At 61.3% G+C, this 24119-nt stretch carries 24 protein-coding genes and 1 tRNA gene; 10 read left to right on the forward strand and 15 right to left on the reverse strand.

Annotated elements, in window-relative coordinates:
- Positions 1 to 145 precede the first annotated feature (145 nt).
- From ACWF6P_RS00915 to ACWF6P_RS00955, 9 genes are all read right to left on the reverse strand, one after another.
- A complete protein-coding gene (locus ACWF6P_RS00915) occupies positions 146 to 919 on the reverse strand; it encodes a hypothetical protein (protein ID WP_452619631.1) in 774 nt (257 codons plus the stop codon).
- Between the two features lie 70 nt (positions 920 to 989).
- Positions 990 to 1364: a hypothetical protein gene (locus ACWF6P_RS00920; RefSeq protein WP_452619632.1), complete on the reverse strand. Its 375-nt coding sequence runs from the start codon at positions 1362 to 1364 to the stop codon at positions 990 to 992.
- Positions 1365 to 1393: 29 nt separating this feature from the next.
- Entirely contained in the window at positions 1394 to 1855 is a 462-nt protein-coding gene (locus ACWF6P_RS00925; RefSeq protein ID WP_452619633.1) for a hypothetical protein, read from the reverse strand.
- Positions 1856 to 1903: 48 nt separating this feature from the next.
- Entirely contained in the window at positions 1904 to 2599 is a 696-nt protein-coding gene (locus tag ACWF6P_RS00930; RefSeq protein WP_452619634.1) for an Imm52 family immunity protein, read from the reverse strand.
- Entirely contained in the window at positions 2596 to 5694 is a 3099-nt protein-coding gene (locus tag ACWF6P_RS00935; RefSeq protein ID WP_452619635.1) for a hypothetical protein, read from the reverse strand. The genes ACWF6P_RS00930 and ACWF6P_RS00935 overlap by 4 nt, the downstream gene beginning before the upstream one ends.
- Positions 5691 to 6029: a hypothetical protein gene (locus ACWF6P_RS00940; RefSeq protein ID WP_378642899.1), complete on the reverse strand. Its 339-nt coding sequence runs from the start codon at positions 6027 to 6029 to the stop codon at positions 5691 to 5693. Before ACWF6P_RS00940 ends, ACWF6P_RS00935 begins: the two co-directional genes overlap by 4 nt.
- 62 nt (positions 6030 to 6091) lie before the next feature.
- Positions 6092 to 6490, reverse strand: coding sequence for a hypothetical protein (locus ACWF6P_RS00945; RefSeq protein ID WP_452619636.1), 399 nt, complete (start codon positions 6488 to 6490; stop codon positions 6092 to 6094).
- 90 nt (positions 6491 to 6580) lie between these two features.
- On the reverse strand, positions 6581 to 7264 hold the full coding sequence (locus ACWF6P_RS00950; protein WP_452619637.1) for an MspA family porin: 684 nt from the start codon (positions 7262 to 7264) through the stop codon (positions 6581 to 6583).
- A gap of 590 nt (positions 7265 to 7854) precedes the next feature.
- A complete protein-coding gene (locus ACWF6P_RS00955; protein WP_452620423.1) occupies positions 7855 to 8706 on the reverse strand; it encodes a glycoside hydrolase family 43 protein in 852 nt (283 codons plus the stop codon).
- Between the two features lie 251 nt (positions 8707 to 8957).
- On the opposite strand from ACWF6P_RS00955, the gene ACWF6P_RS00960 reads away from it, so the two are divergent.
- Entirely contained in the window at positions 8958 to 9452 is a 495-nt protein-coding gene (locus tag ACWF6P_RS00960; protein WP_019746449.1) for a DUF1877 family protein, read from the forward strand.
- A 403-nt stretch (positions 9453 to 9855) separates the two neighbouring features.
- Positions 9856 to 10236, forward strand: coding sequence for a hypothetical protein (locus ACWF6P_RS00965; protein WP_452619638.1), 381 nt, complete (start codon positions 9856 to 9858; stop codon positions 10234 to 10236).
- Positions 10237 to 11476: 1240 nt separating this feature from the next.
- Here ACWF6P_RS00965 and ACWF6P_RS00970 read toward each other — a convergent pair.
- A complete protein-coding gene (locus tag ACWF6P_RS00970; RefSeq protein ID WP_378536630.1) occupies positions 11477 to 11878 on the reverse strand; it encodes a hypothetical protein in 402 nt (133 codons plus the stop codon).
- Positions 11879 to 11913: 35 nt separating this feature from the next.
- Here ACWF6P_RS00970 and ACWF6P_RS00975 point away from each other — a divergent pair, with 35 nt between their 5' ends.
- Positions 11914 to 12072, forward strand: a complete 159-nt coding sequence (locus tag ACWF6P_RS00975) for a hypothetical protein (protein ID WP_452619639.1) — start codon at positions 11914 to 11916, stop codon at positions 12070 to 12072.
- Positions 12073 to 12477: 405 nt separating this feature from the next.
- Here the strand turns inward: ACWF6P_RS00975 and ACWF6P_RS00980 are convergent, their stop codons facing one another.
- The 4 genes from ACWF6P_RS00980 to ACWF6P_RS00995 all read right to left on the reverse strand — a co-directional run bounded on the left by ACWF6P_RS00980 (position 12478) and on the right by ACWF6P_RS00995 (position 16413).
- The gene (locus tag ACWF6P_RS00980; protein ID WP_452619640.1) at positions 12478 to 13914 is read right to left on the reverse strand and encodes a hypothetical protein; all 1437 of its coding nucleotides are present in this window, start codon (positions 13912 to 13914) and stop codon (positions 12478 to 12480) included.
- Positions 13915 to 14479: 565 nt separating this feature from the next.
- Positions 14480 to 14569 (reverse strand) — tRNA-Ser (locus ACWF6P_RS00985).
- Between the two features lie 51 nt (positions 14570 to 14620).
- A complete protein-coding gene (locus ACWF6P_RS00990) occupies positions 14621 to 15046 on the reverse strand; it encodes a MarR family winged helix-turn-helix transcriptional regulator (RefSeq protein ID WP_020968140.1) in 426 nt (141 codons plus the stop codon).
- Positions 15047 to 15174: 128 nt separating this feature from the next.
- Positions 15175 to 16413, reverse strand: a complete 1239-nt coding sequence (locus tag ACWF6P_RS00995; RefSeq protein WP_452619641.1) for a lactate 2-monooxygenase — start codon at positions 16411 to 16413, stop codon at positions 15175 to 15177.
- Here ACWF6P_RS00995 and ACWF6P_RS01000 point away from each other — a divergent pair.
- On the forward strand, positions 16412 to 17401 hold the full coding sequence (locus ACWF6P_RS01000) for an NAD(P)H-quinone oxidoreductase (RefSeq protein WP_452619642.1): 990 nt from the start codon (positions 16412 to 16414) through the stop codon (positions 17399 to 17401). The genes ACWF6P_RS00995 and ACWF6P_RS01000 overlap by 2 nt on opposite strands.
- Positions 17402 to 17416: 15 nt before the next feature.
- Here ACWF6P_RS01000 and ACWF6P_RS01005 read toward each other — a convergent pair whose 3' ends face one another.
- Complete coding sequence (locus ACWF6P_RS01005; protein WP_007731767.1) at positions 17417 to 18619, reverse strand: cysteine desulfurase-like protein; 1203 nt, start codon at positions 18617 to 18619, stop codon at positions 17417 to 17419.
- A 132-nt stretch (positions 18620 to 18751) separates the two neighbouring features.
- Between ACWF6P_RS01005 and ACWF6P_RS01010 the strand changes: the two genes are divergently transcribed.
- The 6 genes from ACWF6P_RS01010 to ACWF6P_RS01035 all read left to right on the forward strand — a co-directional run bounded on the left by ACWF6P_RS01010 (position 18752) and on the right by ACWF6P_RS01035 (position 24119).
- On the forward strand, positions 18752 to 19321 hold the full coding sequence (locus ACWF6P_RS01010; RefSeq protein WP_452619643.1) for a bacterial proteasome activator family protein: 570 nt from the start codon (positions 18752 to 18754) through the stop codon (positions 19319 to 19321).
- Between the two features lie 64 nt (positions 19322 to 19385).
- Complete coding sequence (gene wzm / locus ACWF6P_RS01015; protein WP_452619644.1) at positions 19386 to 20258, forward strand: galactan export ABC transporter permease subunit Wzm/RfbD; 873 nt, start codon at positions 19386 to 19388, stop codon at positions 20256 to 20258.
- A gap of 9 nt (positions 20259 to 20267) precedes the next feature.
- Positions 20268 to 21074, forward strand: coding sequence for a galactan export ABC transporter ATP-binding subunit Wzt/RfbE (gene wzt / locus ACWF6P_RS01020; RefSeq protein ID WP_452619645.1), 807 nt, complete (start codon positions 20268 to 20270; stop codon positions 21072 to 21074).
- Entirely contained in the window at positions 21071 to 21967 is an 897-nt protein-coding gene (gene glfT1 / locus ACWF6P_RS01025) for a galactofuranosyltransferase GlfT1 (protein WP_452619646.1), read from the forward strand. Before wzt ends, glfT1 begins: the two co-directional genes overlap by 4 nt.
- Before the next feature lie 174 nt (positions 21968 to 22141).
- Positions 22142 to 23245, forward strand: coding sequence for a ribosome small subunit-dependent GTPase A (gene rsgA, locus ACWF6P_RS01030; RefSeq protein ID WP_452619647.1), 1104 nt, complete (start codon positions 22142 to 22144; stop codon positions 23243 to 23245).
- A gap of 46 nt (positions 23246 to 23291) precedes the next feature.
- Positions 23292 to 24119 carry a TylF/MycF/NovP-related O-methyltransferase gene (locus ACWF6P_RS01035; RefSeq protein WP_452619648.1) on the forward strand — a complete coding sequence of 276 codons (828 nt, stop codon included), beginning with the start codon at positions 23292 to 23294 and terminating at the stop codon, positions 24117 to 24119.

Below are 24119 nucleotides of genomic sequence, written 5' to 3' on the forward strand. Positions count from 1 at the left end.
GTATGCCGCGCGGTGGCACTCCACCCGGAGCGTCGATCAGCTGGTGCGTAGCCGGATCGGGATCGCGGCGCGGTAATTGCGGGCAGGCTGGTCGGTCCGCGCCATCCCTACCTGCAGGCAGCCCCGAGTGCGCCCAACGTAGGGCTCACAGCCGTCTGAAACCTTTGGGTAGAGGAATCTCCGGTCGTTCGGTCGGCAGTCCTGCTGCTGCGCGGATGCTTCGGATGTCCTCGACGGTTAACGGCGTGGACAGATTCTTCTGGATGACGATTGTGCCGTCCTGGTAGGGAAATGCCTCCACGCTGGGCGGGAGCTGCGTTTCCTTGATCGGCAACTCAGGACCGAAGTAGGTGCAACTGCCCACGATTGCGTCACCCGGTACGTTGCGCTGAGGCGATGATTCGGTTCGGCGGTAGAGCACGGTGACACGCGAGTCCCAGATGTCGGCTAGTCCCTGTACGAGCTTCGATGCCAGCGAAATCAGTGATTCGTCGGCAAAGGCACATACGAATGCGCCGGACCCTGAGGTGCCCCCGAAACTAACAACGACTTTGACGTCTCCAGCGGGTGAATACAGGGTCATATGTCGTCCCAATGAGAGGGGATACATACCGCCGGTGGCATCAGGGGATCGTCTGCGCTCGATCAATGCGGCTTCGATCGATTTTTCCGTCGGAGGTACAAGGATCTGACGGATATTCGACGCCAAGGCTTGCTCGACTCCGGCACCGTCGGGGAGGGCATCGCCTACTGTTTGGTACAAGTCGACGTCGAAGACAGGATCGATGTCGCGAAGCAATCGTAGCGAACGTGCAACGAGCGCGGCCGTGACGGCCTCGCTTTCAGGCGCACCCTTTCGTGGAATGACCTTCACTGTCAAGCCCGCCGTAGGATTGCGGCGTAGTGATGACGTAGGCACTTTTACTCCCCTCCAAATATGATGATGCCGGTGTTTTCCAGCCCGATGACCTCGTCGAACACTCCCTCCATTATCTGCGCAGCTTGTTCTTAAGAACGCCATCACCTGCGGACGTGAGCTTGGCCGTAACTTCTGGTGTCACAGCCGGCGCGAGCCTTTCGGTAGCGTGAACCTCCGGTCGTTCGGTCGGCAGGCCGGCTGCTGCACGGATGCTTCGGATATCGTCGGCAACCAACGGGGCGCGTGGATCATGCTGGATGACGATCGTTCCTTTCTTGTACGGAAAAGCTTCGACAGTGGGTGGGATCTGCGTTTCGTTGATCGGCATCTCAGGGCCGAAGTAGGTGCAACTGCCCACCGTCGCGTCGCCGGGCACGTTGTACTGAGGTGTGAGCTCCGCATCCCGGTAGAGCACGGCTGTGGGAGCGTCCCAGATATCGGCCATGCCCTGGACGAGTTTCAATGACAGTGAGGTCAGAGATTCATCGGCGAAGCCCCCTGGGTACGGCCAGATGAAGGTGCAGAGTAAGGAACCTGCTCCTGCCGTGCCCCGAATCCGATGAGAATTTCGATGTTTCCGTTGTCGGTGAACAACCTGAGTTGATGCCCGAATGAGAGTGGGTAGATCCCGACTGCGGCATCAGGAGACTTTCTGCTCTCGATCATTGCGGCTTCGAGGGAGTCCTCTGCCTGAAGCGTGAGGATCCGTCCACCATTCGATGCAAGCGCCTGCTCGACCGTAACGCCGTCGGGAAGGCCATTCCTCACGGAGCGATACATGTCGACGTCAAAGACTGGGTCAAGCTCTCGAAGGAACTGCAGCGACCGCGCTGCCAGCGCCGCGGTGACCGATTCGGCTTCCGGCGGCCCCTTTCGCGCCATGACTTTCAAGGTCAATCCGGACGTCGGATCGCGACGTAAAGATGAAGCAGACAACGTCACTCCTGCTCGAAGACGATCGACCAATCCGAACAGGCTCTGGCGCTACACCGGGTAACCCAACGCCGCCCGCACCGCCACGATGTCGGCGGCAGCGACCTCCATTGGCTTGCCCCCCAACCGAATCAACGTGCCAGTGGGCAACTCCTCTACCACCGCAGATTGGGGCAGTTTGCTGCGGTCGACCGCGATCTGGGAATGGAAGTACGTCTCCCATCCCACCTCGACCTCACCTCTAGCGGGGTTCTGCAGGTCGTAGTAGTCGCCGATGCTCCACCGAGCCCGATCCGGTTCCCAATGCTTGACGATAACTTTCATGATCGCGTCTCCGATGTCAGCGCCGAGCAGCTGCCGGGTGCTGTCGGTGAGCTGCTTCTCCGTCGGCAACGACACCCGGACACTGTTGGGAGCACTGGTTTCCAGCCCGCCGACCCAGGCACCGACCCGGCGCGCGGTCCCGTCCTCGGGCGACAAGTCGACGTCGTAGCCCGGCCCCGGGGTGTCCGAATACCCCATCTCCTTCGAGCGGGAATGCTCGAAGATACGCACCAACCCGTCCACACTGAGATCTGCTGGCACCTTGTCGAACTCGGCAGTCGAGACCCACGGCAACGCCAACCCCGGGTTGATCGCTTCCAGATCATCGAGGAAAGCCCGCATCGTCAGCGCCACCTCCCGACTCGACTGCACCCGCGTGCCCCAATATCCGGCTACCGTCGGCCGCCGCCCGAAAAAGCTCATCGCCCCGTCCTTTCCAACCATTGCGCAATAGTCTCCACCGTGACACCGACGACATTCGCCAACCTGAAGCCTGCTCTGGCGAGTTCAGCGTATTGCTCGTTGACCATCACCCACACAAGCTCCGCGTCCATACCCGCTTGCGCAAGAGCAGCGAGCTGCGCCTGAGCGGTCTTGGGCCAATCTTTTTGCCAAACACGGCCCCGGAAGTCCGTCTCGTAAGGTTCACCGTTCCGATCAAAGATGAAGTCGTAGATGTGTTTCGCATCGACGATGACATTCATGTCCGGGAACCAACCGTCGAATTTAAGCTCACCGTTCTTCCCGGCATCGAACGGCAGGATGAAGGCGAAGCTGCCGTCCACCAACGTGACGAGTTCCTGAAATACCCTAGAAGGCCTCAACCTCAGAGCGGCGTCGTACCGGCCGCCTTCGCCTGCATCACCCCACACCCCGACATCGGTACCATCCCGATCACCGAAGATCCTGGACTGCAACGTACGCAGATCCAACGGGCCCACTCCCTCGACCTCCACGACGTCCGGCGGTGTTTCGCCGGGCGCGAGTTGCGGTGGTTTTTCTCGGGCGAACGGCATCCACCACAACGGATCCTGTTCAACCCCTGGTCCTTCCGGGCTGTCAGGCTGCGTGGGAGGCATCGTGACCGCGGGTCGCTGCGTCGGATCCTCGATGACGCCGGGGCTGGGAATGGTGCTCGGATCGGTGGCTAAGGGGTCGAATTCCGGTGGGCCGGGTTGCTGTGGAGCGCCGGGAGCATCCGGATTCACCGGTACCTGACCGACATCGGGCAGAGTCGGCACACTCGGTTCCTCGACGTGACCTGGCGAGGGAACGTCCGGGGTAGAAATCCCTGGTGTCAGGTTCGGCCCTGGATCACCAATCTCACCGGGCGAGGGTGGTTCCCACTCGCCACGATCGGGATCGCCGGGCGAAGTGGGTTGCGAGGGTTCCGGAATCGTGGGATCCGGGCGTGCAGGTTCATTCACGGACGGAACAGAGGGTTGATCATGCTCGGCAGGTGGAACGGTACCGTCGATGACGGGTATCCCGCGCGGTGGCACTGCACCCGGACGGGGAACACTCTGCGCCGGAACGGACGGTGCGCTGGTCGGGGGCCGGGTCGGTGTTGTCCGGTTCGAGACGATCAGGTCTTCGGCCCGGATTGCGCCGTTGATCAGACGAGCCCCACGCAATGGCACGACGAATCCAGCAATGTACTGGGGATAGTTCGAGTCGATTGCGGCACCCGAGTCCAATGCCTGCGGTTCGCCTTGCAGGATCGGTTCGCCGGTGCCCCAGTCGTACAAGGACAGTACCGAGTTGGAATGGTCGAAAACCTGGTAGGGACGTCCCTGCTCGTCGTAGGTGACCTGCAGGTCGTGAACCTCTCCCTGCGCGTCGGTGTACGTCCAACTCCACACGTTCGGCACCTTCGAGGCTGTGCCAGACCAGCTGGTTCCGTTTTCGTCCGTGAAGGAGGTGTCAGTGACGACAGGTTCGGTGGTGTAGTCCTGCCCGCCGATGTTCGAAGTGATCGGCTCCTGGGTTTGATTGGCGAGTATTGCGTCGCCGACAGGGTTTCCGGTTCCTGTTTCGGTGATCGGTGGTTCGGAGACCTCGGAGTTAGGGTCACCGGACATGAGATGGCCGAGGTCTGAATCTGCCGGGTCCGCAGGTTCTGTGGTGTAGTCCCGCCCGCCGATGTTCGAAGTGATCGGCTCCTGGGTTTGATTGGCGAGTATTGCGTCGCCGACAGGATTTCCGGTTCCTGTTTCGGTGATCGGTGGTTCGGAGACCTCGGAGTTAGGGTCACCGAGCATGAGCTGCTCGAGGCCTGAATCTGCCGGCTCCGGGGGGTTGGCGGCGAGGACGTTTTGTGCGTCCCTGCGTGCTTGTTCGCCCTCCGGGGTCATCGGGCCGATGAAGTTCGCCTGCGCTTCGAGCGCAGAACGTTCTTCCGGTGTCAGCTCCGGGTCGGCGAGGATCGGGTACAGCAGGTTCTCTATGCCTGCGGTGTCGACGACCTGAACGAGTTGCCCGTCCCGGATCTCGTAATGCGTCGGAATGGGTGTGCCGTTGGCGTCGTACGCCCATGGGGCACCGATTGTCGAGACCGAGTTTCCGTCGGCGTCGAAGACAGTGACCGTGCCATCGGGGTTGACACTCATGTGACCGCCGGGCGGCACCGTCACCGGAATCACGGATTCGTGCGACGACGTTTCGTCGTGGATCAGGAAGAAGAACCGGCTTCCGCCGGTGATCGGATCGAACACCCGCAACGAGGACTGTCCGCCAGGTGCGTACGCAGTCAACGGCGACGCGGCAGTCCCGACCGCCTGGGAGAGTACTGATTCGGGCGTGCGGGGGCTGAAAGGTCCCGGCCGCCCGCGCACTCCGATACCCGCGGCGGTGAACGCCGCAGCGCCGATCAGGGTGAGTTCGAGATACCGGTCACGGCCCGAGTCCTCCCCGGCGGTGGAAACATCTACTGCCGGGACCGGAACCGTTTGGGCCGGTGCGATATTCGAATCCGAATCCGCGGGGATCGGTCCGGGACCACGATCGGTGTTGGTTCCCTCACCCGGGGTGGGTGTGGGTGAGGGAACCGCTGATGCCGATGCATTGGGGAATGCACCGACACCAGTTTCCGAGGCCGGGGCCTCGGAAGCAATGGGCGGAACCTCGATCGTCGGAACCGGGACGATGGGGGTGCCGTTGTACGTGGGAAAGTTCGTCGGAGCATTGGCCCCGACATTCGGGCCACCGCCTGGAGCTTGCGCACCAGGGAGCCCGACCGTGGTCGTCGGCGCAGCTGTCGACGTCGTGGACGGCGCGCTCAGGCACGGGTTGATGATCTCTGGCGGGATGGGTGCGCCAGGTGGCAGCGACGCAATGAGATTCAGGTAGATCTGATGATCACGTGCCCGCACCGCCGCGCAGTCTTCTTCCGGCGTCGCGTTCGCCGGAGCGGCGGAGAGTGCAATTCCCGCACCGATCGCTCCGGCCGCTCCGGTCAACAGCGCCCCAGCGGCAAGCACTCCCGCGAGAGTCCGGCGAAGTCGTCTACCGGACTTCACCGGCGCGCACCACGATTGTCACTCTTCTTCGTTCGGAATAGCGCGATGAGTTTGTCTGCGCCCCACCAGAACAACCGTCCGGAGATCGACATCCACAAGAAGAACGCCAGGTAAACCAGGATCGTCCCGTAGTCGTTCGCCCAGCCGGCGAGCTTCCCGATCACCGCGAATGCCGCGATCAGCAACCCCAGTCCAACTGCCGTAGCGATCACAGCCTTGGAGAGTGGACTGAGTTCACTGTCCGGATCCCAGTCATCAACGTCTGCAACGTCTTTCCTATCGACGGCAGCGGGTTCCGGTTGGACACTGCGGCGTTCGGCGTTGTTGACGGTCATGACTGGAACTCCAAATGGGAAGGGAGAGCGGGGAAAACGGGTCGCCGGTGCTGGGCGCGGTATCAGTTCCAGTACTGGTAGGTCAGGGTGACGTACCCGGCGTTGGCCGGGTTGTTCGGATCAGCCAGATAGACATCGACGTAGCCGCCAGCATGGGCAGCGGCCTCGCCGATCACTACGCGGTCGGGGGCGCTGAGCTTGCCATCGGGGCCGACGGTGAGCGCCGAGCCCGGTGCGAGCTCAATCCACCGCTGCGAGCCTGGAACGATGTCGGAGATGGCGTCCGGGATCGGGCTCGCCGCCAACGCCGCGGTTTCCGCATTCGAGAGCGACAGACCGATCCGACCCTGCTCAGGTTCGACGATCGGAGTTGCAGCAGATGCCACGCCGGCGCCGAGAACACCGAACAGGGCGATACCCGCGGTGAGGGTTCCGGCAGTGGTCAAGGTACGAATCTTCATGATTTCTCCTTTGTGGGCGTGATGAGTAATCACCCCTGGACTGGGCGGATCGGGAATAGTCGCCAGCAGCGCTGACGACGGCTGCGCGGGTCAGAGCCAGGTCGGATCGGAGTACACGAACAACGTGTTGTCGGACGTCGCCGTCGACACCGAGAGTTGTGCGTACGAGCGGATCGTCACCGGCCCCATGCACGCATCAACCTTCACGTGCACGTTCTCTGCCGTGATCGACGCCTTCGACGACTCGAGATCCTTCTTCCCCAACGGAATCGTCGTGATGGTCCCCGGCGCAATCGTCGACTGGATGCTCGGATTCACCGACGCATTCACACCCACGTTCGCCGACGGGACACCCGAAATACTCACACCGACAGACGGACCGAGCGAAAAGCCAAGCCCCAAGCCAAGTCCGGAGGAGACATCGATCTGGCAGCCGATCTGCAACCCCTGCTCGACATAACCGGTTTTCACTGCCGAATCACCCTGACCGCCGATCGTGCCGGTCACCTTCGCCGACACGAACCCCTCACGGGTGAACGCCGTCGTCGCCAGATTCGGCACCGGGTTCGCCGACAGTTTCGTGGCGGCAAGATCCAACGACCAGCCGTCATCGGTGACCGTGCTCGCGAATTTGTCCGCCAACGCCGTTGGCGTTGCCGATGCGCTCCCTGCGAAGACAACACCCGACGCCAGCGCGGCAACCGCACACGCCGCGAGCCCTACCGCGGCCCTCGATCGACGATGGGATACGCCGTTTTGCGATTCGATCGACATGAACTGCTCCTCCACGTGACACAGCAACCAGAGCGGTAGCCGGCAACTAACTGAATTAGTTACCGGACGGTACCAATCGTCCTGTTTGCCCGCCAGCGCGCCATCTCCCCCATCTTGGATTTAGGGTGAACTTTCGGTAACAGATATATATCGACAGGCTTATCAGCAGCGAAAAGGACCTAGGTCCCACTATGAGCAAGGTCACCGTTTACGGACGAGAAGATCCCTCAGAAACGGTGCGGCAAATCGAATCGAACCTGCATTTCGCGGGCCTCAGAGCAGCTGGAGGCCGAAAGTGCGGGCATCAAGCCAGTGCGCGTACTTGAATATGAAACTAACAGGCATTACTTGGCAATCAATCGTGAAGTACGGCGCCCGAGCGGGGCCTGGGAGCGCAACTCTGCACGGTTTACGCGGAGATGTTCACTTCGTGGTCGGCGCGTACTCGCAAGACCCACTTACGTCGCACCGTTAGCTTGTCAATCACTGACACGTGCAGACGACGCACAGAAGTAGTACGCAAGTACGAGAAAGGGCTCTGACCAAGACCGGAGTCCTTGATCAGAGCCCTACCAACTCGGGGTCGAAAGTTATGCCGGTTCTCTCATGATGCCGAGATGCCGTGCAGTCCCGGACACCCCAGGAACCTCTTGCACAGGCGACCAGGTGGTCAGCCCATCCGTGCTGTCGGAGTAGAGATACTTACCTTCGGTATAGGCGTCGAGATAGATCCGCCAGTCGCCGCTCGGCAACTGAACCACGGCCGGACCTTCGACAAGCGAACCCCAATTCCCTGGCGGGACAAACGAATAAGGTCCGGTCACCGACGGAGCGACCGCATGCTCGACGACCTTCTTCGTCTCGTTCTTGGTGAACGCATGATAGGTCGATCCGACTTTGACCACGGTGGTGTCGATGTGGTCCGCACCGATCCCGGCGAGCGGAACAGGCGGGCTCCACAACCGGAGCGACGGTTCCAACGCCGTCATCAGATACGGCACAAATCCTCCACCGGTCGACATCGACAGGATGACGTTGACGCGATCGCCGTCCACAAACCATTCAGGCGCCCAGGCCTTGGTGACGAATGGTGACAGCGACGGTCCGTCGCTGAAACCGGCCGAACCCGAGAAGCCCGGCGGGCTCGCAGAACCGGTGCCATCTCCCGTACCAGGCATCAAGGCGCAGCAAAACGGAACCGGATAGTTCCCCAGCGGCGTCCAGTTGATGCGGTCGCTGCTGCGTGCGAACCCGATGTTCGCCCCACCACCCGTCGTGTAGGTGAGGTAGTACAACCCGTCCGTGTTCCGGAAGATGCTCGGATCACGCACGAGCCCAGACGGCGGCCTGTACGCCGACTGCTGGACGAGCTGAAAGCCGGTGCCGTCGGCCGACTCGTAGACATCCATGTCACGGTCGCTGGCATTGCTGAACGCCACCATTGTGTATTTCCAGTCAGGCGGCGGCTCGGCGCTGCTGGCAGGGGCTGCGACCAGCAACCCCGCGACGACGAGGATCACCAGCGATACAACAGAAAGGCCGGTCCGTTTTGTCGGAATCACCGATGAAGTATGTATGACAGCAGGCCCACCATGGGTAACTTCGGCCGGAGGCAGAGCAGGATCGTTACCTAAGGCGATTCGTCTTGTAGTGACGGCGGGACGCCGGCAAGGTCGGCCGTTAGCATCACGCCATGGAACTTGGGGTGCATTTCGCGCTGTCAGACAGCGTGGCAGCGGAACTTCTGGACGCGCGCGGCGACGACGACAAACTCGGCGCTGTGGTCGAGGACATCGAGGAGACGGGCCGATCCGAGTTCTCGTGCGACACGGACAAGGCGTGGGATCCGATCCTGTGCGCCCTCTCCAGCACGGGGTACGAGCGCGTGTCCGAGAACTGGCCGGCCTACGGCGTGATCTTGGGGGACGAAGACCTCAACACCGACACCGACGACCAACTCGTCACCTACCTGGCACCCGATCGGGTCGCCGAAGTCTCCTCGTACCTGGCGGAAATCACCGAATCCGAGTTCGGCGTGCGCTACGACGCGATGCCGCTCGACGACCGCAACCCGGAGTACGGCTCCGACGAGCGCGGGTACGCCTGGGGCTGGTTGCAGGAAGTGGCGGACTTTTTCCAGCGCGCGGCCCGAGAGCGTCGCCACGTGGTATTCACCGTGCGATTCTGACAGTCGAGAGCCCACTGCCGAAGCAGCGCGCCCTCGAAGAATGAAAGACCGCTTTGACAGTGGCGCTCAACTGCGGAGGACCCTCTGCGCGGGTTCTTGCTCTGACAATTCCTGTGCCGCAGCGTTTCTGGGTGACCGAGTGCGTGTCCTTCTCGCAGCCAGACTTACCAGTAACGGAACCGTAACGACAGCCCGCGCGCTTCTCTGGCATTCTCGATCTTGACCAGCAGTTTCACTGAAACAGTTTATTCTTCAACGGATTTCCAGTAGTGAGCTGCATCTCAAACCAACCCAATGGATTGCTCATTGTTTGCGACATGTCGTTGACTGTTACCGGAAGAATCAGACAAAGTGGCCCGTGGAGGCGCCAACTCGAGTGGGCCACCGACGAGGGAGAAGCCGAATGACGCACCTACGCAAGATGATTACCGCGGCCGCATTGATACCTGCCGGTATCGCAGCCATCGCACTCAGCGGCGCGGGCGCAGCATCAGCTGTTACTCCGATCGCTGACAACGGGCGCATCGGCGTGCAGCTGAACCAGGGCGAGACGGCATTGTTCGGCCAGCTCAATGCCGGCGCTGCGATCGAAAGCATCACTAACTCCACCCAGATCGGCGTGCGCCTCGCACCAGGATCGCGCTTCGAGAGCGGCCCCAACGTCGTCTGGGGACGTCTCGACCAGTTCGCCAACGAAGCAGCCTCCCGTGGTGGAGAAATTTCTCTCGGCGTACTCAACCCGGCGAGGGGTTCACAGCAGTACTTCTTCATGCAGAACTGGTAATACCCTCTGCCGTCGAATTGATGCTTCGCTCTTCCTGTGGCGGGGCGGAGCATTTTTCGTTTCCCGTGGCCACGTTCGTCGCCGAGTGTTGAACAGGCGACGTTATCCCGGACGACTTTTGCGAGGACTGCAAACGGGCACCGATGCGTGCGGGAATTCCCTGTGCCGCTGCGTAATAACGCATCCACAACCGACCCCTGAGGCGAACGAATGAGGTGGACTCGCAAAGAGATAGCGATCATCGTGACCGCCACCGCGGTGAAACGGGTGCTGCCGTCATGGTGCGAAATGGTGTGACGCTGTTCCCAGCAGGATCCGGTCCCACAGGGTTCAGCGTGTGCATGGTGAATGGCAAGCAAAACAGCAGCGCGGGACCATCGCTGAGGTGGTCAAGACCGTCTTTGATTAATCGTCCCCGGACCGAACAAAAAGGACTACGGAAGCAATTCCAAGAATTCTTGGATAAATTCTCGAACTGCCGTCTCATTTTTGGATGCCTTCGCGGGATCGTCCCACCGCACCGCATTTACTATTTCAATCTGAAACCACGCACCCCTCAATTCCTCGAAATCGGGCGCATTTTCGGATTCACGTGCGTCCACATAACTCTCAAATATATCGACGAGCGTTTGTAAGGATATTTTACCTTCCCTGTAATCACGACTAACTTGCTCGCCTTCAGTGCGATATTTTCCGTTTCCCGTCATATCAACTTCACTTTCCTCTTAGCCGTCCAAATGAGGTCGTCACAACTGTACCGACCTCGTTAACGACGACTGATAGGTTATTTGCCGAATCATAGAATACGATCGTTGCGTCGCTGCTAGGGGTGGCCACCCCATTTCGAATTGCCTGTTCGACAAGGGAGGGGAGGTTGCCGCGCCTCTGCATTCGATCAAACGCATGCCCAGTGTATTCGCGACCGTTGACCACTCCCGGAGGATTGGTTCCTGGCTTTACGTCCAATTCGCGGCGGATGCTCGAAAAAAATGGGATGAGCTGCAGAGACTAGGGGAAGAGGACTACCGCTCGCGATGGCGTTGACAGCTACTGAATTGGGCTGCGCGAAGAGCAGTTTCGAGCCATCGATCATCCTGGTTGCTGTACAGCTTGCGCAAACCGGGCGCGTGTACGCCGCCATGTGGAAAGTACTGTTTCCCATGGCATCTCACTACAAGCTGTTCGGGTACGCGCGAGGGTGGTATTGAGGACATCACGTCAAAGCGCTCTACGCGCCGGCTCAGGTGTTGACCTGATTTCCGTCAGAATCGGTATCTCGTGCTTGGCGGTCAGTGTCTTTGTAGTGCAGTTTGTCGTACCTGTTTACCGGAGGTGCATCCTTCTGCTCGCGGTAGAGCGCCCGTGTCAGCCAAGCACCGAAAACATCGTTGAATCCGGTGGGATGCCTTCGCGTGAGGAAGGGGGTCCACCACCACGCCACGAACACAGCAGCGAAACCGCACAAAAGGACAGGTCCGAGAATCGACCGCTGAGGAGCGGTGAGCCAAGCGAAAACGATGGTCAGGATCGACGAACTCCAGTAGATCGTTCTCGCATGACTGCGGTACATCACGTAGGGCGTGGATGCGATCAACGCCACAGCCCCTGTGGTGATCGCACAAATTGCATAAAAGGTGGTCATGGTGCCGATTCCGCTTGAGGAAGGGTGTGTTGTCGGTGCACAGGACTCTTCTGCTGGACGCTGCTGTACAGGTAGTCGGTTTTACCTGGAATCATCAGGATGTGGTCGTGTTCCACTGGGATGCGGTAGGCGAGGTAGTCGTGATCGGTGATCAGGGCAAATGGATGGCCGCCCTCGAAGGCGAAGACGTCTGAACCGTCAGCCTGCGAATCCTAATCTGCTCCCACATCACAATAAGCAACTGCTGGCCAGTGTCACTTGACATGACACTGGTCGCGCAAGTGAGTCAAAGCCTGCCTTGATTAGTCGCCCCTGGACCGAGAAAAGAGACTACGGAAGCAAGTCCAAGAATTCTTGAATAACTTCTCGCACCTCCGACTCATTTTTGCTCGAATTCGAAGGATCATCCTGGTTAATTGCATTCATTATTTCAATTTGACCCCAGGCCCCCCTCAGGGTTTCGGAATCTGATGCACGCTCCGATTCGCGTTCTCTGACGTACCTCTCGAATATTTCAACTAGCGCATGCAAGGATATTTTTCCGTCACAATAATCGCGATTAACCTGCTCAGCTTCCAGGCGGTAAATTGATTGATCCGTCATGTTTTCCACTTTCCCGATAAATTGCCAAATGAGGTGGTCACAACTCTGCCCGTTTCATTGATGATAACTGATAGGTTGTTTATCGAATCATAGATCACGGTCGTGTTTCCTCTGCTCGGGGTCGCCACCCCTTCACGAATGGCCTGTTCAACCAGGGATGGGAGTATGCCGCGCTCTTGCATTCGGTCGAACGCATGCCCCGTATATTCACGACCGTTGACTATTCCAGGACGATTGGTTCCGGGCTTTACATTTATTTCGCGATCTCCGCGCCCACCCACAGGTGTCGAGGCCGGTCTGTCTCCGACGGGAATAGTCGGATCGCTAGGGGCTCTATTCCCGGCCTCACCGGCGGTGGCGGCTGCCCTGCGACCTGCGGCTTCGGCGTCTGCGGCGGTTCCGCCGCGCCGCAGAACAGCCTCCACCGCTTCTTGCACGGCAGCTCCGCCGACTCTGCCTCCTGTGCCTACGATCGGAATGAGGGAGACGATATTTGCTGCTGCGGCAGCGATCTCAGCCGGGGAATGCTCGGGTGAAGGTTGTGCTCGTTGACCGCGATTGAACCCGAACGGATCGACGGCGGCATCGTGCACGGGGACTACTAGGAAATTTCGCCACGCATCCCCGAGCGTTCCGACACTATCGACTGTTGTGTCGACCGCGCTTTCCCCGACACCCCACGCGGTGTCCCATACTTTTTGCGGGAACGATCGGTCGTCGGGCGCGTTCGGATCTGGCGGGATCGGCACATTGCCGGTGAACCCGGCAGGCACGTCCCCGTGCGCTTCGGCAAGCTGGTTCGCAGCTTGTTGACGTGGACTGACAGTGGGTTTGGGGCCCGGACTGGCTGTGGTGCGTGGCGACTGATTTGGTTGCGCGGGTTTCGAAGGTGCAACCGGAGGGACTTCGCCGTGTGCTTGGGCGAGTTGGTTCGTTGCTTGTTCCTGAGAGGTCGGCGCGGGCTTCGGTCCAGGTTTGGTGGTGGTGCGCGGTGACTGATTGGGAGATGCAGGTTTCGTGACCGGAGCGGAGCCTTGGGTGGTGGTCCCGGCGTACTTACCAGCGGTGGTGCCGCTGTTCGTGACTCCGGAAGTGTTGCCCGAGTTCGTGTTTCCACTGTTCTGCGGTTTCTGCGGACTTGTGCGCGAGGTCATCGAATTCGGCTTGGGTGCGGCGGTGTTCGTATTTTTCTGGACTTGTTTCGAAGCGACAGAGGTGGGTGCTTTCGCCTTCTTTTCCGGCGGATCAGCCAAAATCGGGTACGCGGTCGCTTCGTCGGCGTACACCGTCTGAATCAGGCGGCCGTCGCGAACTTCGTAGTCGGTGGGAACAGGATTGCCGTTGGCGTCATACGCCCACGGAGCTGCGACGACCGAGATCGGGTTTCCATCCGCGTCGAAGACGGTGACAGAGCCGTCCGGGTTGACATTCATGTGTCCGCCGAGCGGAACCTCGACAGGGATTTCCGCTTCGTGTGAGGACGTCGCGTCCCAATGTGGCGAACGACACCAAACTTGGACCATCCCGCCCAGTGGTGACAGTCGAGCAAACGTGCAAACAAGGCACGATCCGGAGCATTTCAGCAGATTGCATGCAACGCGGCCTCTGGCGATATGGCCGCGCAAACCTGTTGAACGGTCAACAGTTAATTGGTGGCGCGCAGCTCATTCGGGCACCAAGCGCAAGGAGGCCGCGCAAACCACGAGCCCATCTAGCCAAGGAGGGAATCGAATTGACCACCAGCCGCCCGATGCGATCACCTGGAACTCTCGTCGCCGAGCGTCGCAATGGCTGATCGTTCACCACAGCACAACGAGAACCGGCAGATTGCCGCAACATCGGACGTAGCACCGAAGTAGCGAAGCCATTGCTTCGCCTGGCGACCCCAGGGCGGCAAAGTTCGCTACACATCCGACTCCTCGCCGCTCCTGCGCTTCATAGGGCATGAAAAAACCCAGCCCGCGCTTTCGCGCGGACTGGGTTTGAACAACGAACATTTGGCGGAAGCGGAGGGATTTGAACCCCCGGTGGGTTTAACGCCACGCTCGCTTTCAAGGCGAGTGCATTCGGCCGCTCTGCCACGCTTCCGTGGGCGATCCTATCGGGTGTTCCCACGGACCGCGAAAACGGCTCCAGAAGTCAGCGCTCGCCGATGGCTTTGTCGACCTTCTCGAAGACGTCTGCCAGCACGTCCAGTTCCTGGGGAGTCAGCAAATCGACCAGATTGTTCCGAACCCCGGCCACGTGAGTAGGTGCCGCCTCGGCGAGGCGACGCCTACCCTCTTCCGTGATCCGCGCGAGCACGCCGCGACCATCTTCGACGCAAGTGTCGCGCACGACGATGCCCTGAGATTCCATCCGCCTGATCTGGTGCGTGAGGCGGCTCCGCGAAGACAGCACGCCGTCTGCCAGGTCACTCATCCGCAACGACCCGTCAGCTGACTCCGAGAGCATGACCAAAATGCGGTAATCGGCCAACGACAGGTCGTGTGAATCCTGCAGTTCGCGGTTGAGAACCTCCATGAGGCGCTGATTACCGTCCATGTAGCCGCGCCATGCACGCATCTCGCATGGCGTCAGCCACGGTGTCTCACCGTGCGCCGCCTGCGATGTCTCCTCGGTTGTCGCTTCAGCTGTCACAGGTTCCAAGTTTAGACCTGTGTCCGCCCGTCACAGTAAGACTCACCCTAAAGTCACGAATTGGACATGAGGATCGAGCGATCGATTTCCGCGACCGATGCCAGCCCCGCCAGTCCCATGGTGAGATCCAGGTCGGCCAGGAGACTGCGCAATGCATGACGCACTCCGTCCGCTCCGGCCAATCCCAACCCGTACACCCACGGCCGCCCGTACAGCACTGCGTCGGCACCCAAGGCCAGAGCCTTGATTACGTCTGCGCCACAACGAATTCCGGAGTCCATCAGGATGTCCACCTCATCCCCCACCGCGTCAGCGACGGGACCGAGAGCATCGAGTGCCGAAATCGACCCGTCGACCTGACGCCCACCATGATTGCTCACGACAATGCCGCTGGCTCCGGCCGCGACGGCCTCACGTGCGTCGTCGGGATGGACAATTCCCTTCACCGCGATCGGAAGTGTCGTCCACTGGCGAAGTTTCGCGATATCCGCGATCCGCACCGCATGGTTACCGAACAACGACACCCACGTCAGAACCGCGATTTGCAGGGCTTCTGCGCTCTCCTCGGGCGGCGTCGCCAGTTTGGCGCGGAACACCGGATCCGACAGGTAGTTGGCAATACCTTTCGCCTGCAGGAACGGAAGGTGACCGAGTTCGAGATCCCTTGGACGCCAACCCATACCGGGAGTGTCGGCAGTCAGGACGATAGCCTTCGCGCCCGCCGTCTCCGCTCGGCGGACAAACGACTCGGCAAGTTCGTCGTCGGCCGGCCAGTACAGCTGGTACCACCAGTTCTCGCCGGAGGCCGCCGCTACGTCTTCGATGGTCGAGGATGCCGCCGTCGAGAGAATCGATCCGATCCCCAACTCGGCGGTGACCGAACCGACCGCAACCTCGGCGTCGTCGTGGACCAAGCCGAGCACGCCCACCGGAGCCGTCAGGATCGGTGCAGCCAATCGCGTCCCCAACACCTCGACACTCAGGTCGCGTGCGTCGGGCGCCGCAGTCCCCCGCAACATCCGCGGCACGATCGCATGCTTGTCGAACGCCCGCAGATTCGACACCGCGGTCCGTTCGGTCGACGCGCTACCGGCGATATACCCGAAAGCCTCCGGTGAGAGTTGCTCGCGCGCGGCATCTTCCAAGCCCGCCGCAGTCATCGGCAAAGCCGGCTTCGCGCCGCTCAGTCCCGTCAGATAGATCTCGTTCTGCATGTTCCCGAAGTAAGTCACGTCCGCGACGGTAGCGGCAAAACACCCGTCAGCGGGGAGATTCGCTAGCGTCGTATCCATGTACGCCATAACGATCGATCAGCCCGGCGGTCCCGAGGTCATGAAATGGGCGCAGCAGCCCGATCCCGAACTACCTCGCGGGCACGTACTCGTCGAGGTCGCCGCGACCGCGGTCAACCGCGCCGACCTGCTCCAACGTCAAGGCTTCTACCCGCCGCCGCCCGGCGCAAGTGACATCCTCGGTCTCGAATGCTCGGGTGTGATCACCGAACTCGGCGAAGACGTCACCGGTTGGTCCGTCGGCGACGAAGTCTGCGCGTTGCTGGCCGGCGGTGGATACGCCGAGAAGGTCGCGGTCCCGGCAACACAGCTTCTCCCGGTTCCCGCGGGCGTCGATCTCCGCGTCGCAGCGTCGTTGCCGGAAGTTGCGTGCACGGTGTGGTCCAACGTCGTGATGCGCGGAGGTCTACGACGCGGACAGGTCCTCCTCGTCCATGGCGGTGGCGGCGGAATCGGCACCCACGCCATCCAGGTCGGCAAAGCCCTCGGCGCCCGCGTCGCAGTTACCGCGGGTTCGGAGGAAAAATTGAACCGCTGCCGCGAATTGGGCGCGGACATTCTGATCAACTACCGCGACAGCGACTTCGTAGCATCACTCGCCGAAGCCACCGACAACCACGGCGCCGACGTGGTTCTGGACAACATGGGAGCGTCGTACCTCGGACGCAACGTCGACGCACTCGCCATGGACGGCCACGTCGTGATCATCGGAATGCAGGGTGGCCGCAAGGGCGAGGTCGACATCGCCAAGCTGATGGGCAAGCGCGGAAACATCACGTCCACAGGCCTGCGCGGTCGTCCGCTCACCGGCCCCGGCGGTAAAGCGGACATTGTCGCCGACGTCTGCGCGAAGCTGTGGCCGCTGATCGCAGACGGATCGGTTCAACCGATCGTGTCGACCGAACTACCGATCACCGAGGCGCCATTAGCTCATCAATTGCTGGATTCGCCGGAAACCGTAGGCAAGGTCATCCTCACCGTGAAGTGAGCCGAGCGAGGTCGATCAGCCCAGGGCGCCGAGTTCGGCGACCAGCTGATTGATCTCGTACCGCGTCGTGTACGGCGCAAGGCCGACGGTGACCGCGCCACCTTCGTCGTTGACTCCGAGTGCGTCGAGCAGCCTGGAACCGCCGTGCGTGCCGCTGACCGTCGCGATGCGCTTGTCGGCCAGATGCGCGGCGACCTTGTCTGCCGCCATGCCCTCGAGCGTGAAGCTGAGCGTCGGCACCCGCGTGGGTGCGCCGCCGATCACCATCACGTTGGGCAGCGCCGCGAGAGAACGCATGAGGTGATCGAACAGACCGTCCTGATAGTCCTGCAGCGAGCTGATCGAGGTTTCGAGGCGCTCACGCCTGGTTCCCGTTGCCGATTCGTCCAAGCCCGCCAGGAAATCGATCGACGACGTGAGACCGGACAGCAGCGCGAACTGATGACCGCCCACCTCGAGTCGCTCGGCGCCACGCGCGTACGGGTTGAGCGACACAGCCGGAATTCTGTCGAGCAGTCCGGGATCTCGGAACACGAGCGCACCGACTTGTGGACCGCCCCACGACGGCGCACTGACGGCGACGATGTCCGCTCCGAGATCAGCCATGTCCACATGCGCATATGGCGCTGCACCGACGGCGTCGACCACCATCAGCCCACCGAATTCGTGCAGACGATCAGCTGCGGCGCGGACGTTCGGAGCCGAACCGACGACCGGTGATGCGGCCGTCAAGGCCACCAAGCGAGTAGTCGAGGTGATGAGATCGTTGAACTGCCAACTCGGGAGCTCACACGTTTCGATTTCGACCTCGGCCCATCGCACCTGAGCGCCGTAGCGACTGGCCACACGAAGCCAGGGCGCGACGTTCGCCTCTTCGTCGAGGCGCGAGAGTACGAGACCGGTTCCGAGGCCCAACCGCGAACTGAGCGACTCGGCGAGCCAAGCCAACAACACCGCTCGGTCTGATCCGAGAACGACTCCCGCCGGATCTCCGCCGACCAGATCGGCGACCGCGGTGCGCGCACTCTCGAGAATGGCAGCACTACGACGGTTCGAGACGTGGCGACCGGAGGAAGAAGACGCAGAGGCACGGAACGCAGTGGAGACCGTCCGCGAGACGGCGTCCGGGATCTGCATTCCGGCCTGCGGATCGAGGTGGATCCAGCCGTCACCGAGTGAGGGAATCAACCCCCGTACGCGGGCAACGTCGTAAGCCATGCTCGACACTCTAGGTGCAGACGCCCGCTTAGTCGAAGGCAGTCACCCAATTACCCGCCAGTACAGTTATTCTATAGCTAACTTTTCGGGGGTTAAGCGGCGTTTGTCGCCCACACACGACAAGATGGAAGCATGACGAACCCCGACAAAGAGCAGGTACTCGTTATCGGACCCGACGGTCGACCCGTCGCAATGCCGGTGGCCGAGGCAGAGGCCGGCGCCTCCGGCACGGCCGAAGGCGCGGAATCAGAAGCCGAGTCCGTCGCCGAGATGGTCGAGCAGCCGGCCAAGGTCATGCGAATCGGCACGATGATCAAACAACTGTTGGAGGAAGTGCGCGCCGCGCCGCTCGACGACGCCAGCCGTAAGCGCCTCAAGGACATCCACACGTCGTCCATCCGAGAACTGGAACAGGGCCTGGCACCCGAACTCCGTGAGGAACTCGAGCGACTGAGCCTCCCATTCACCGACGACTCCATTCCCTCCGACGCCGAACTGCGCATCGCACAGGCCCAACTCGTCGGCTGGCTGGAAGGACTGTTCCACGGAATTCAAACCGCACTGTTCGCCCAGCAGATGGCAGCGCGCGCTCAGCTCGAACAAATGCGTCAGGGCGCACTGCCTCCCGGGATGAGCATCGGGGCTCCGCATTCACCTGCACATCCGGACCAACAGAGCCCAGGAACCGGCCAGTATCTGTAACCCGGACCACCACGAAGTCCGCGGGAAAACCGGCTCCGACGCCAGGCCGGTAGGCTCGACCTCCGTGTCAGCATCCGCAATCGAATCCGAGACGCCGGGCGCACCCGCGCCCGTGTCCGACTCCCAGACGTTCCGTCGTGCGTTCAAAGACCTTCGCGACGGTCTGAATCAGCGTGAGTTGTGGCTCAGCCTCGGCTGGCAGGACATCAAACAGCGCTACCGCCGGTCGGTGATCGGACCGTTCTGGATCACGATCGCCACCGGCGTTCAGGCCGCCGCGATGGGTCTTCTGTACTCCGCGTTGCTGAACATTCCGCTCAAGGAGTTCCTGCCGTACGTCACGGTCGGGCTGATCGTGTGGAACCTGATCAGTGCAAGCATCCTCGAAGGCTCCGAGGTCTTCATCGCCAACGAGGGCCTGATCAAGCAGTTGCCGTCGGCGTTGAGTGTGCATGTGTATCGCCTGGTCTGGCGACAGGTGCTGTTCTTCGCGCACAACTTCGCGATCTACATAGTTCTTCTGTTCGCGTTCAGTATCTGGCAGAACATGAGCTGGACAGCTCTCGCGGCCATACCGGCATTCGTGCTGATCGTCGCTAACACGCTGTGGGTGTCGATCGTCTTCGGCATCTTCTCCACCCGGTACCGCGACATCGCCCCCATCCTCGGCAGCCTCACCCTGCTGCTCTTCGTGCTGACACCGATCATGTGGACGACGCAGGCTCTCAAGGATCAGGGCGGGCAAGCCAGCGAGAGAGTCCGGCTCGCCGAACTCAACCCGCTGTACCACTACCTCGAGATCATCCGAGCACCACTCATCGGAGCCGACCAGCAGGCCTACCACTGGTACATCGTCATCGCCTTCACCGTCGTCGGCTGGGCCGTCGCGATCCTGGCACTCCGCAAGTACCGGGCACGCGTGCCCTACTGGGTTTAGAGGAAACACATGAGTCAGCCAGTCAGCATCCACACGCAGAACGCGTGCGTCGACTTCCCGATCTTCGACGCGAAATCCCGTTCGCTCAAGAAGGCCTTCCTCGGCAAGGCTGGAGGATCCATCGGCCGCAACGACTCCGACGTCGTTGTCGTCGAAGCGCTCCGCGACATCACGATGACGCTCAAGGAAGGCGACCGCATCGGGCTCGTCGGCCACAACGGCGCCGGCAAATCCACCCTGCTGCGCCTGCTCTCCGGAATCTACGAACCCACCCGGGGATCCGCCACTATTCGCGGACGCGTCGCACCCGTCTTCGACCTCGGTGTCGGCATGGACCCGGAGATCTCCGGCTACGAGAACATCATCATCCGTGGCCTGTTTCTCGGTCAGACCCGCAAGCAGATGCTCGCGAAGATGGATGAGATCGCCGACTTCACCGAACTCGGTGAATACCTCTCCATGCCGCTGCGCACGTACTCCACCGGTATGCGCGTTCGCGTTGCCATGGGCGTCGTGACCAGTATCGATCCTGAGATCCTGCTTCTCGACGAGGGCATCGGGGCTGTCGACGCCGAATTCATGAAGAAGGCTCGCATCCGGCTACAGAAGCTGGTGGAACGCTCCGGCATCCTGGTATTCGCCAGCCACTCCAACGAATTTCTCGCTCAGCTGTGCAACAGCGCGATGTGGATCGACCACGGCCAGATCCGCATGCAAGGCGACATCGAAGACGTTGTGCGCGCCTACGAAGGTGACGACGCCGCCGAACATGTGCGCCACGTGATCAAGGAAATGGAACGGGAGAACACCCCGTGAGCGCACCCGAGAAAATCATCGGGGTCGTCGTCACGCACAAGCGTCGTGAACTGCTGGCCGAATCCTTGAAGGTTCTCAGCACCCAGTCGCGCCCGCTCGATCATCTGGTTGTCGTCGACAATGCCGACGAATCCGATGTGAAAGAGCTCGTCGACAACGCTCCACTGCCGACCAGTTACATCGGTTCGCAGCACAACCTCGGCGGTGCCGGAGGATTTGCTCTGGGCATTCTCTACGCACTTTCGCTCGGTGCCGATCGCGTCTGGCTCGCCGACGACGACGGGCGCCCGGAGGGCCCCGAAGTCCTGGAAACACTGCTCGACTGTGCAATTCGGAACGACCTGGCCGAGGTCTCCCCCGTCGTCTGCGACATCGACAACCCCGACCGCCTCGCTTTCCCACTTCGCCGCGGTACGTCGTGGCGCCGGTTGCGTTCCGAACTCGGCGACGAGGATCTCCTGCCCGGTATCGCGTCCCTCTTCAACGGCGCACTGTTCACCGCCGACGCGATCGATGCCGTCGGAGTTCCGGATCTACGCCTGTTCGTCCGCGGCGACGAGGTCGAGGTACACCGTCGCCTCGTGCGCTCCGGACTGAAGTTCGGCACCTGCCTGCAAACTGCTTACGTCCACCCCAACGGCGCGGACGAGTTCAAGCCGATCCTCGGCGGACGCATGCACACGCAGTATCCCGACAACGACACGAAGCGCTACTTCACCTACCGCAACCGTGGATACATCCTCGCCCAACCGGGAATGCGGAAACTGCTTCCGCAGGAATGGGTTCGGTTCGGCTGGTACTTCCTGATCACTCGCCGCGATCCTGCCGGACTGCGCGAGTGGATGCGATTGCGCAAGCTCGGCCGAGAAGAAAAGTTCGAACGTCCGAGTTAAGTCAGTCGTCCTGAGTTAATTCAGTTGCACGGTCGCGTCTGCGGCTGAGACGATTCTGTTCCGACGCATGGTGCGTCCTGAGATTTTCGAGGAGTGAGTATCGATGACTGTCGTGTTCCGCAGTTTCAGCACCGTCAACATTCACACTTCTTCGTACTCGAGGACACACTCACCATGTCGGAAAACAGCACGACCCTGACCGAATACGGTTGGAACGCAACACTCTCGAATAAATTCACTGCCCTGGCCCCACCGGACTCCGCACCCGGGCGCGTTCTTCGCGTCGACCGCGGACGGTGTGACGTGGCCGTCGCCGAAGGCACAGTTCGCGCACTCAGCGGCAGCGATCCGCGGTGTACCGGCCAACTGTGCACGGGTGACTGGGTCGCCGTGGCCGAGGTACGGGACTCACGCGAACCCGAGATGCACACGGTCACTTCGATACTCCCCCGATCGAGCAGCATCGTTCGATCCTCGGCATCCGGAAAATCGGAAGGCCAGATTCTGGCGGCCAATGTCGATACCGTCGTCATCGCCACGGCTTCGGACGGCGACGTCGATCTCGGGCGCATCGAGCGACTACTCGCACTCGCCTGGGAGAGCGGCGCAACACCTGTCGTTGCACTCACCAAATCCGATGCAGCTCACTATATCTCCGACACTCTCGCCGAAGTCTCCGCCATTGCGCCCGGCGCGACAGTGCTGGCTGTCAGTGCCGAGACCTACGAAGGAATGGAAGTTCTCGATGCAGTTCTGGACGGCACCGTGGCGATACTCGGTCCATCCGGCGCCGGTAAGTCGACGCTCGCGAACGCCCTCCTCGCCGACACCGCGCTCCTCACAGAATCCGCCGGAAACAACCGACTCGAGACCGGTCGCGTTCGGGCCGGCGACGGAAAGGGACGCCACACCACCGTCACCAGAGAGTTGATCGCCTTCTCCGGCGGCCGGACACTGATCGACACACCCGGTCTGCGAGGGGTCGGGATGTGGAACGCGGAGGAGGGGATCGACAAGGCGTTCCCCGAGATCGAGGAGCTGATTGCAGAGTGCCGGTTCTCCGATTGCGCACACAACTCCGAACCGGGATGTGCAGTCCTGGGCGCACTCGGGCGTGGCGATATCGATGAGCGGAGACTCGCGAGCTACCGGAAACTACAGCGAGAGAACGCGTGGAATGCCGCGCGAAGCGATGCTCGTCTGCAGGCAGAGAGGACGCGGGAGATCAAGGTGATCTCCCGACAACTCAAGAGTCACTACCGCGGTCGGGACCGGTAGCGAACAAAGCCTGGCAGCATGGGGGTGATCCCGACGAGAGGTTGCCATGTTCGAGCAGTTCCGTTCCAGCGCCAGGACCAAGCTTCAGCGTGCGGTATCCGAGGTGGTCGAGGCCGCCGACCGGCACAACGCAGATCGCACGCAACAGATCCTCGATGCGCTGACGCTCTCACGTGACGAACTGGCCGTGGCCCGCGGTGACATCGCGGGCCTCCGGTCCAGGATCGACGAACTGGAATTTCGTCAGCGACGGGATCTGGCCTACGCCGTGGACCTGCAAGCGACGGCATCGACCGCCGAGTTCATCCTCGAACACCTTCGAGTCGCCGAGACATTCGGCCACCCGCACGACACGCTGCGCCACGCATTGGGCTTGATCGAAATACCCGGCATGGCACTCGAATTCGGCGTTGCCAGCGGAACCACACTCAAAATCGTCGCGGAGGCATTCACCGAACGTGAGGGAACCGTCGCGGGTTTCGACGTGTTCTCCGGTCTTCCGGAAACGTGGCGCACCGGGTTTCCGGTCGGCGAATTCGCTCAGGAATCGGTCCCCGAAGTACCTGGAGCGCAACTTGTTCCGGGCCTCTTCGAGGACACCCTGCCCTCGTTCCTGAACGACGAACCCGGCCCCGTTGCGTTCCTGCACCTCGACGCCGATCTCTACTCGTCCACCAAGACGGTGCTCGATCTCCTCGGCGACCGCCTGGTACCCGGGTCGATCGTCGTCTTCGACGAATTCTTCAACTATCCCGGGTGGCAGCAGCACGAGTACCGGGCGTGGACGGAGTTCGTCACACGCACCGGCATCTCGTTCGAATACCTCGGGTACACCGTCGACAACGAGCAGGTCATTGTCGAGATCACCAGCTGA

The organism is Rhodococcus sp. NPDC055024, from assembly GCF_053608585.1.

Coding starts and splice junctions, on each gene's coding strand:
- ACWF6P_RS00945 (WP_452619636.1), bottom strand. CDS start 6,490: ATGAAGATTCGTACCTTGACCACTGCCGGAACCCTCACCGCGGGTATC.
- ACWF6P_RS00995 (WP_452619641.1), bottom strand. CDS start 16,413: ATGGATACGACGCTAGCGAATCTCCCCGCTGACGGGTGTTTTGCCGCT.
- ACWF6P_RS00965 (WP_452619638.1), top strand. CDS start 9,856: ATGACGCACCTACGCAAGATGATTACCGCGGCCGCATTGATACCTGCC.
- ACWF6P_RS00955 (WP_452620423.1), bottom strand. CDS start 8,706: ATGGTGGCGTTCAGCAATGCCAGCGACCGTGACATGGATGTCTACGAG.
- ACWF6P_RS01035 (WP_452619648.1), top strand. CDS start 23,292: ATGTTCGAGCAGTTCCGTTCCAGCGCCAGGACCAAGCTTCAGCGTGCG.
- ACWF6P_RS00920 (WP_452619632.1), bottom strand. CDS start 1,364: ATGGCCGATATCTGGGACGCTCCCACAGCCGTGCTCTACCGGGATGCG.
- ACWF6P_RS00970 (WP_378536630.1), bottom strand. CDS start 11,878: ATGACCACCTTTTATGCAATTTGTGCGATCACCACAGGGGCTGTGGCG.
- ACWF6P_RS00960 (WP_019746449.1), top strand. CDS start 8,958: ATGGAACTTGGGGTGCATTTCGCGCTGTCAGACAGCGTGGCAGCGGAA.
- ACWF6P_RS00990 (WP_020968140.1), bottom strand. CDS start 15,046: ATGCGTGCATGGCGCGGCTACATGGACGGTAATCAGCGCCTCATGGAG.
- ACWF6P_RS00950 (WP_452619637.1), bottom strand. CDS start 7,264: ATGTCGATCGAATCGCAAAACGGCGTATCCCATCGTCGATCGAGGGCC.
- ACWF6P_RS00980 (WP_452619640.1), bottom strand. CDS start 13,914: ATGAATGTCAACCCGGACGGCTCTGTCACCGTCTTCGACGCGGATGGA.
- ACWF6P_RS01000 (WP_452619642.1), top strand. CDS start 16,412: ATGTACGCCATAACGATCGATCAGCCCGGCGGTCCCGAGGTCATGAAA.
- wzt (WP_452619645.1), top strand. CDS start 20,268: ATGAGTCAGCCAGTCAGCATCCACACGCAGAACGCGTGCGTCGACTTC.
- ACWF6P_RS00940 (WP_378642899.1), bottom strand. CDS start 6,029: ATGACCGTCAACAACGCCGAACGCCGCAGTGTCCAACCGGAACCCGCT.
- ACWF6P_RS01010 (WP_452619643.1), top strand. CDS start 18,752: ATGACGAACCCCGACAAAGAGCAGGTACTCGTTATCGGACCCGACGGT.
- rsgA (WP_452619647.1), top strand. CDS start 22,142: ATGTCGGAAAACAGCACGACCCTGACCGAATACGGTTGGAACGCAACA.
- ACWF6P_RS00930 (WP_452619634.1), bottom strand. CDS start 2,599: ATGAGCTTTTTCGGGCGGCGGCCGACGGTAGCCGGATATTGGGGCACG.
- ACWF6P_RS01005 (WP_007731767.1), bottom strand. CDS start 18,619: ATGGCTTACGACGTTGCCCGCGTACGGGGGTTGATTCCCTCACTCGGT.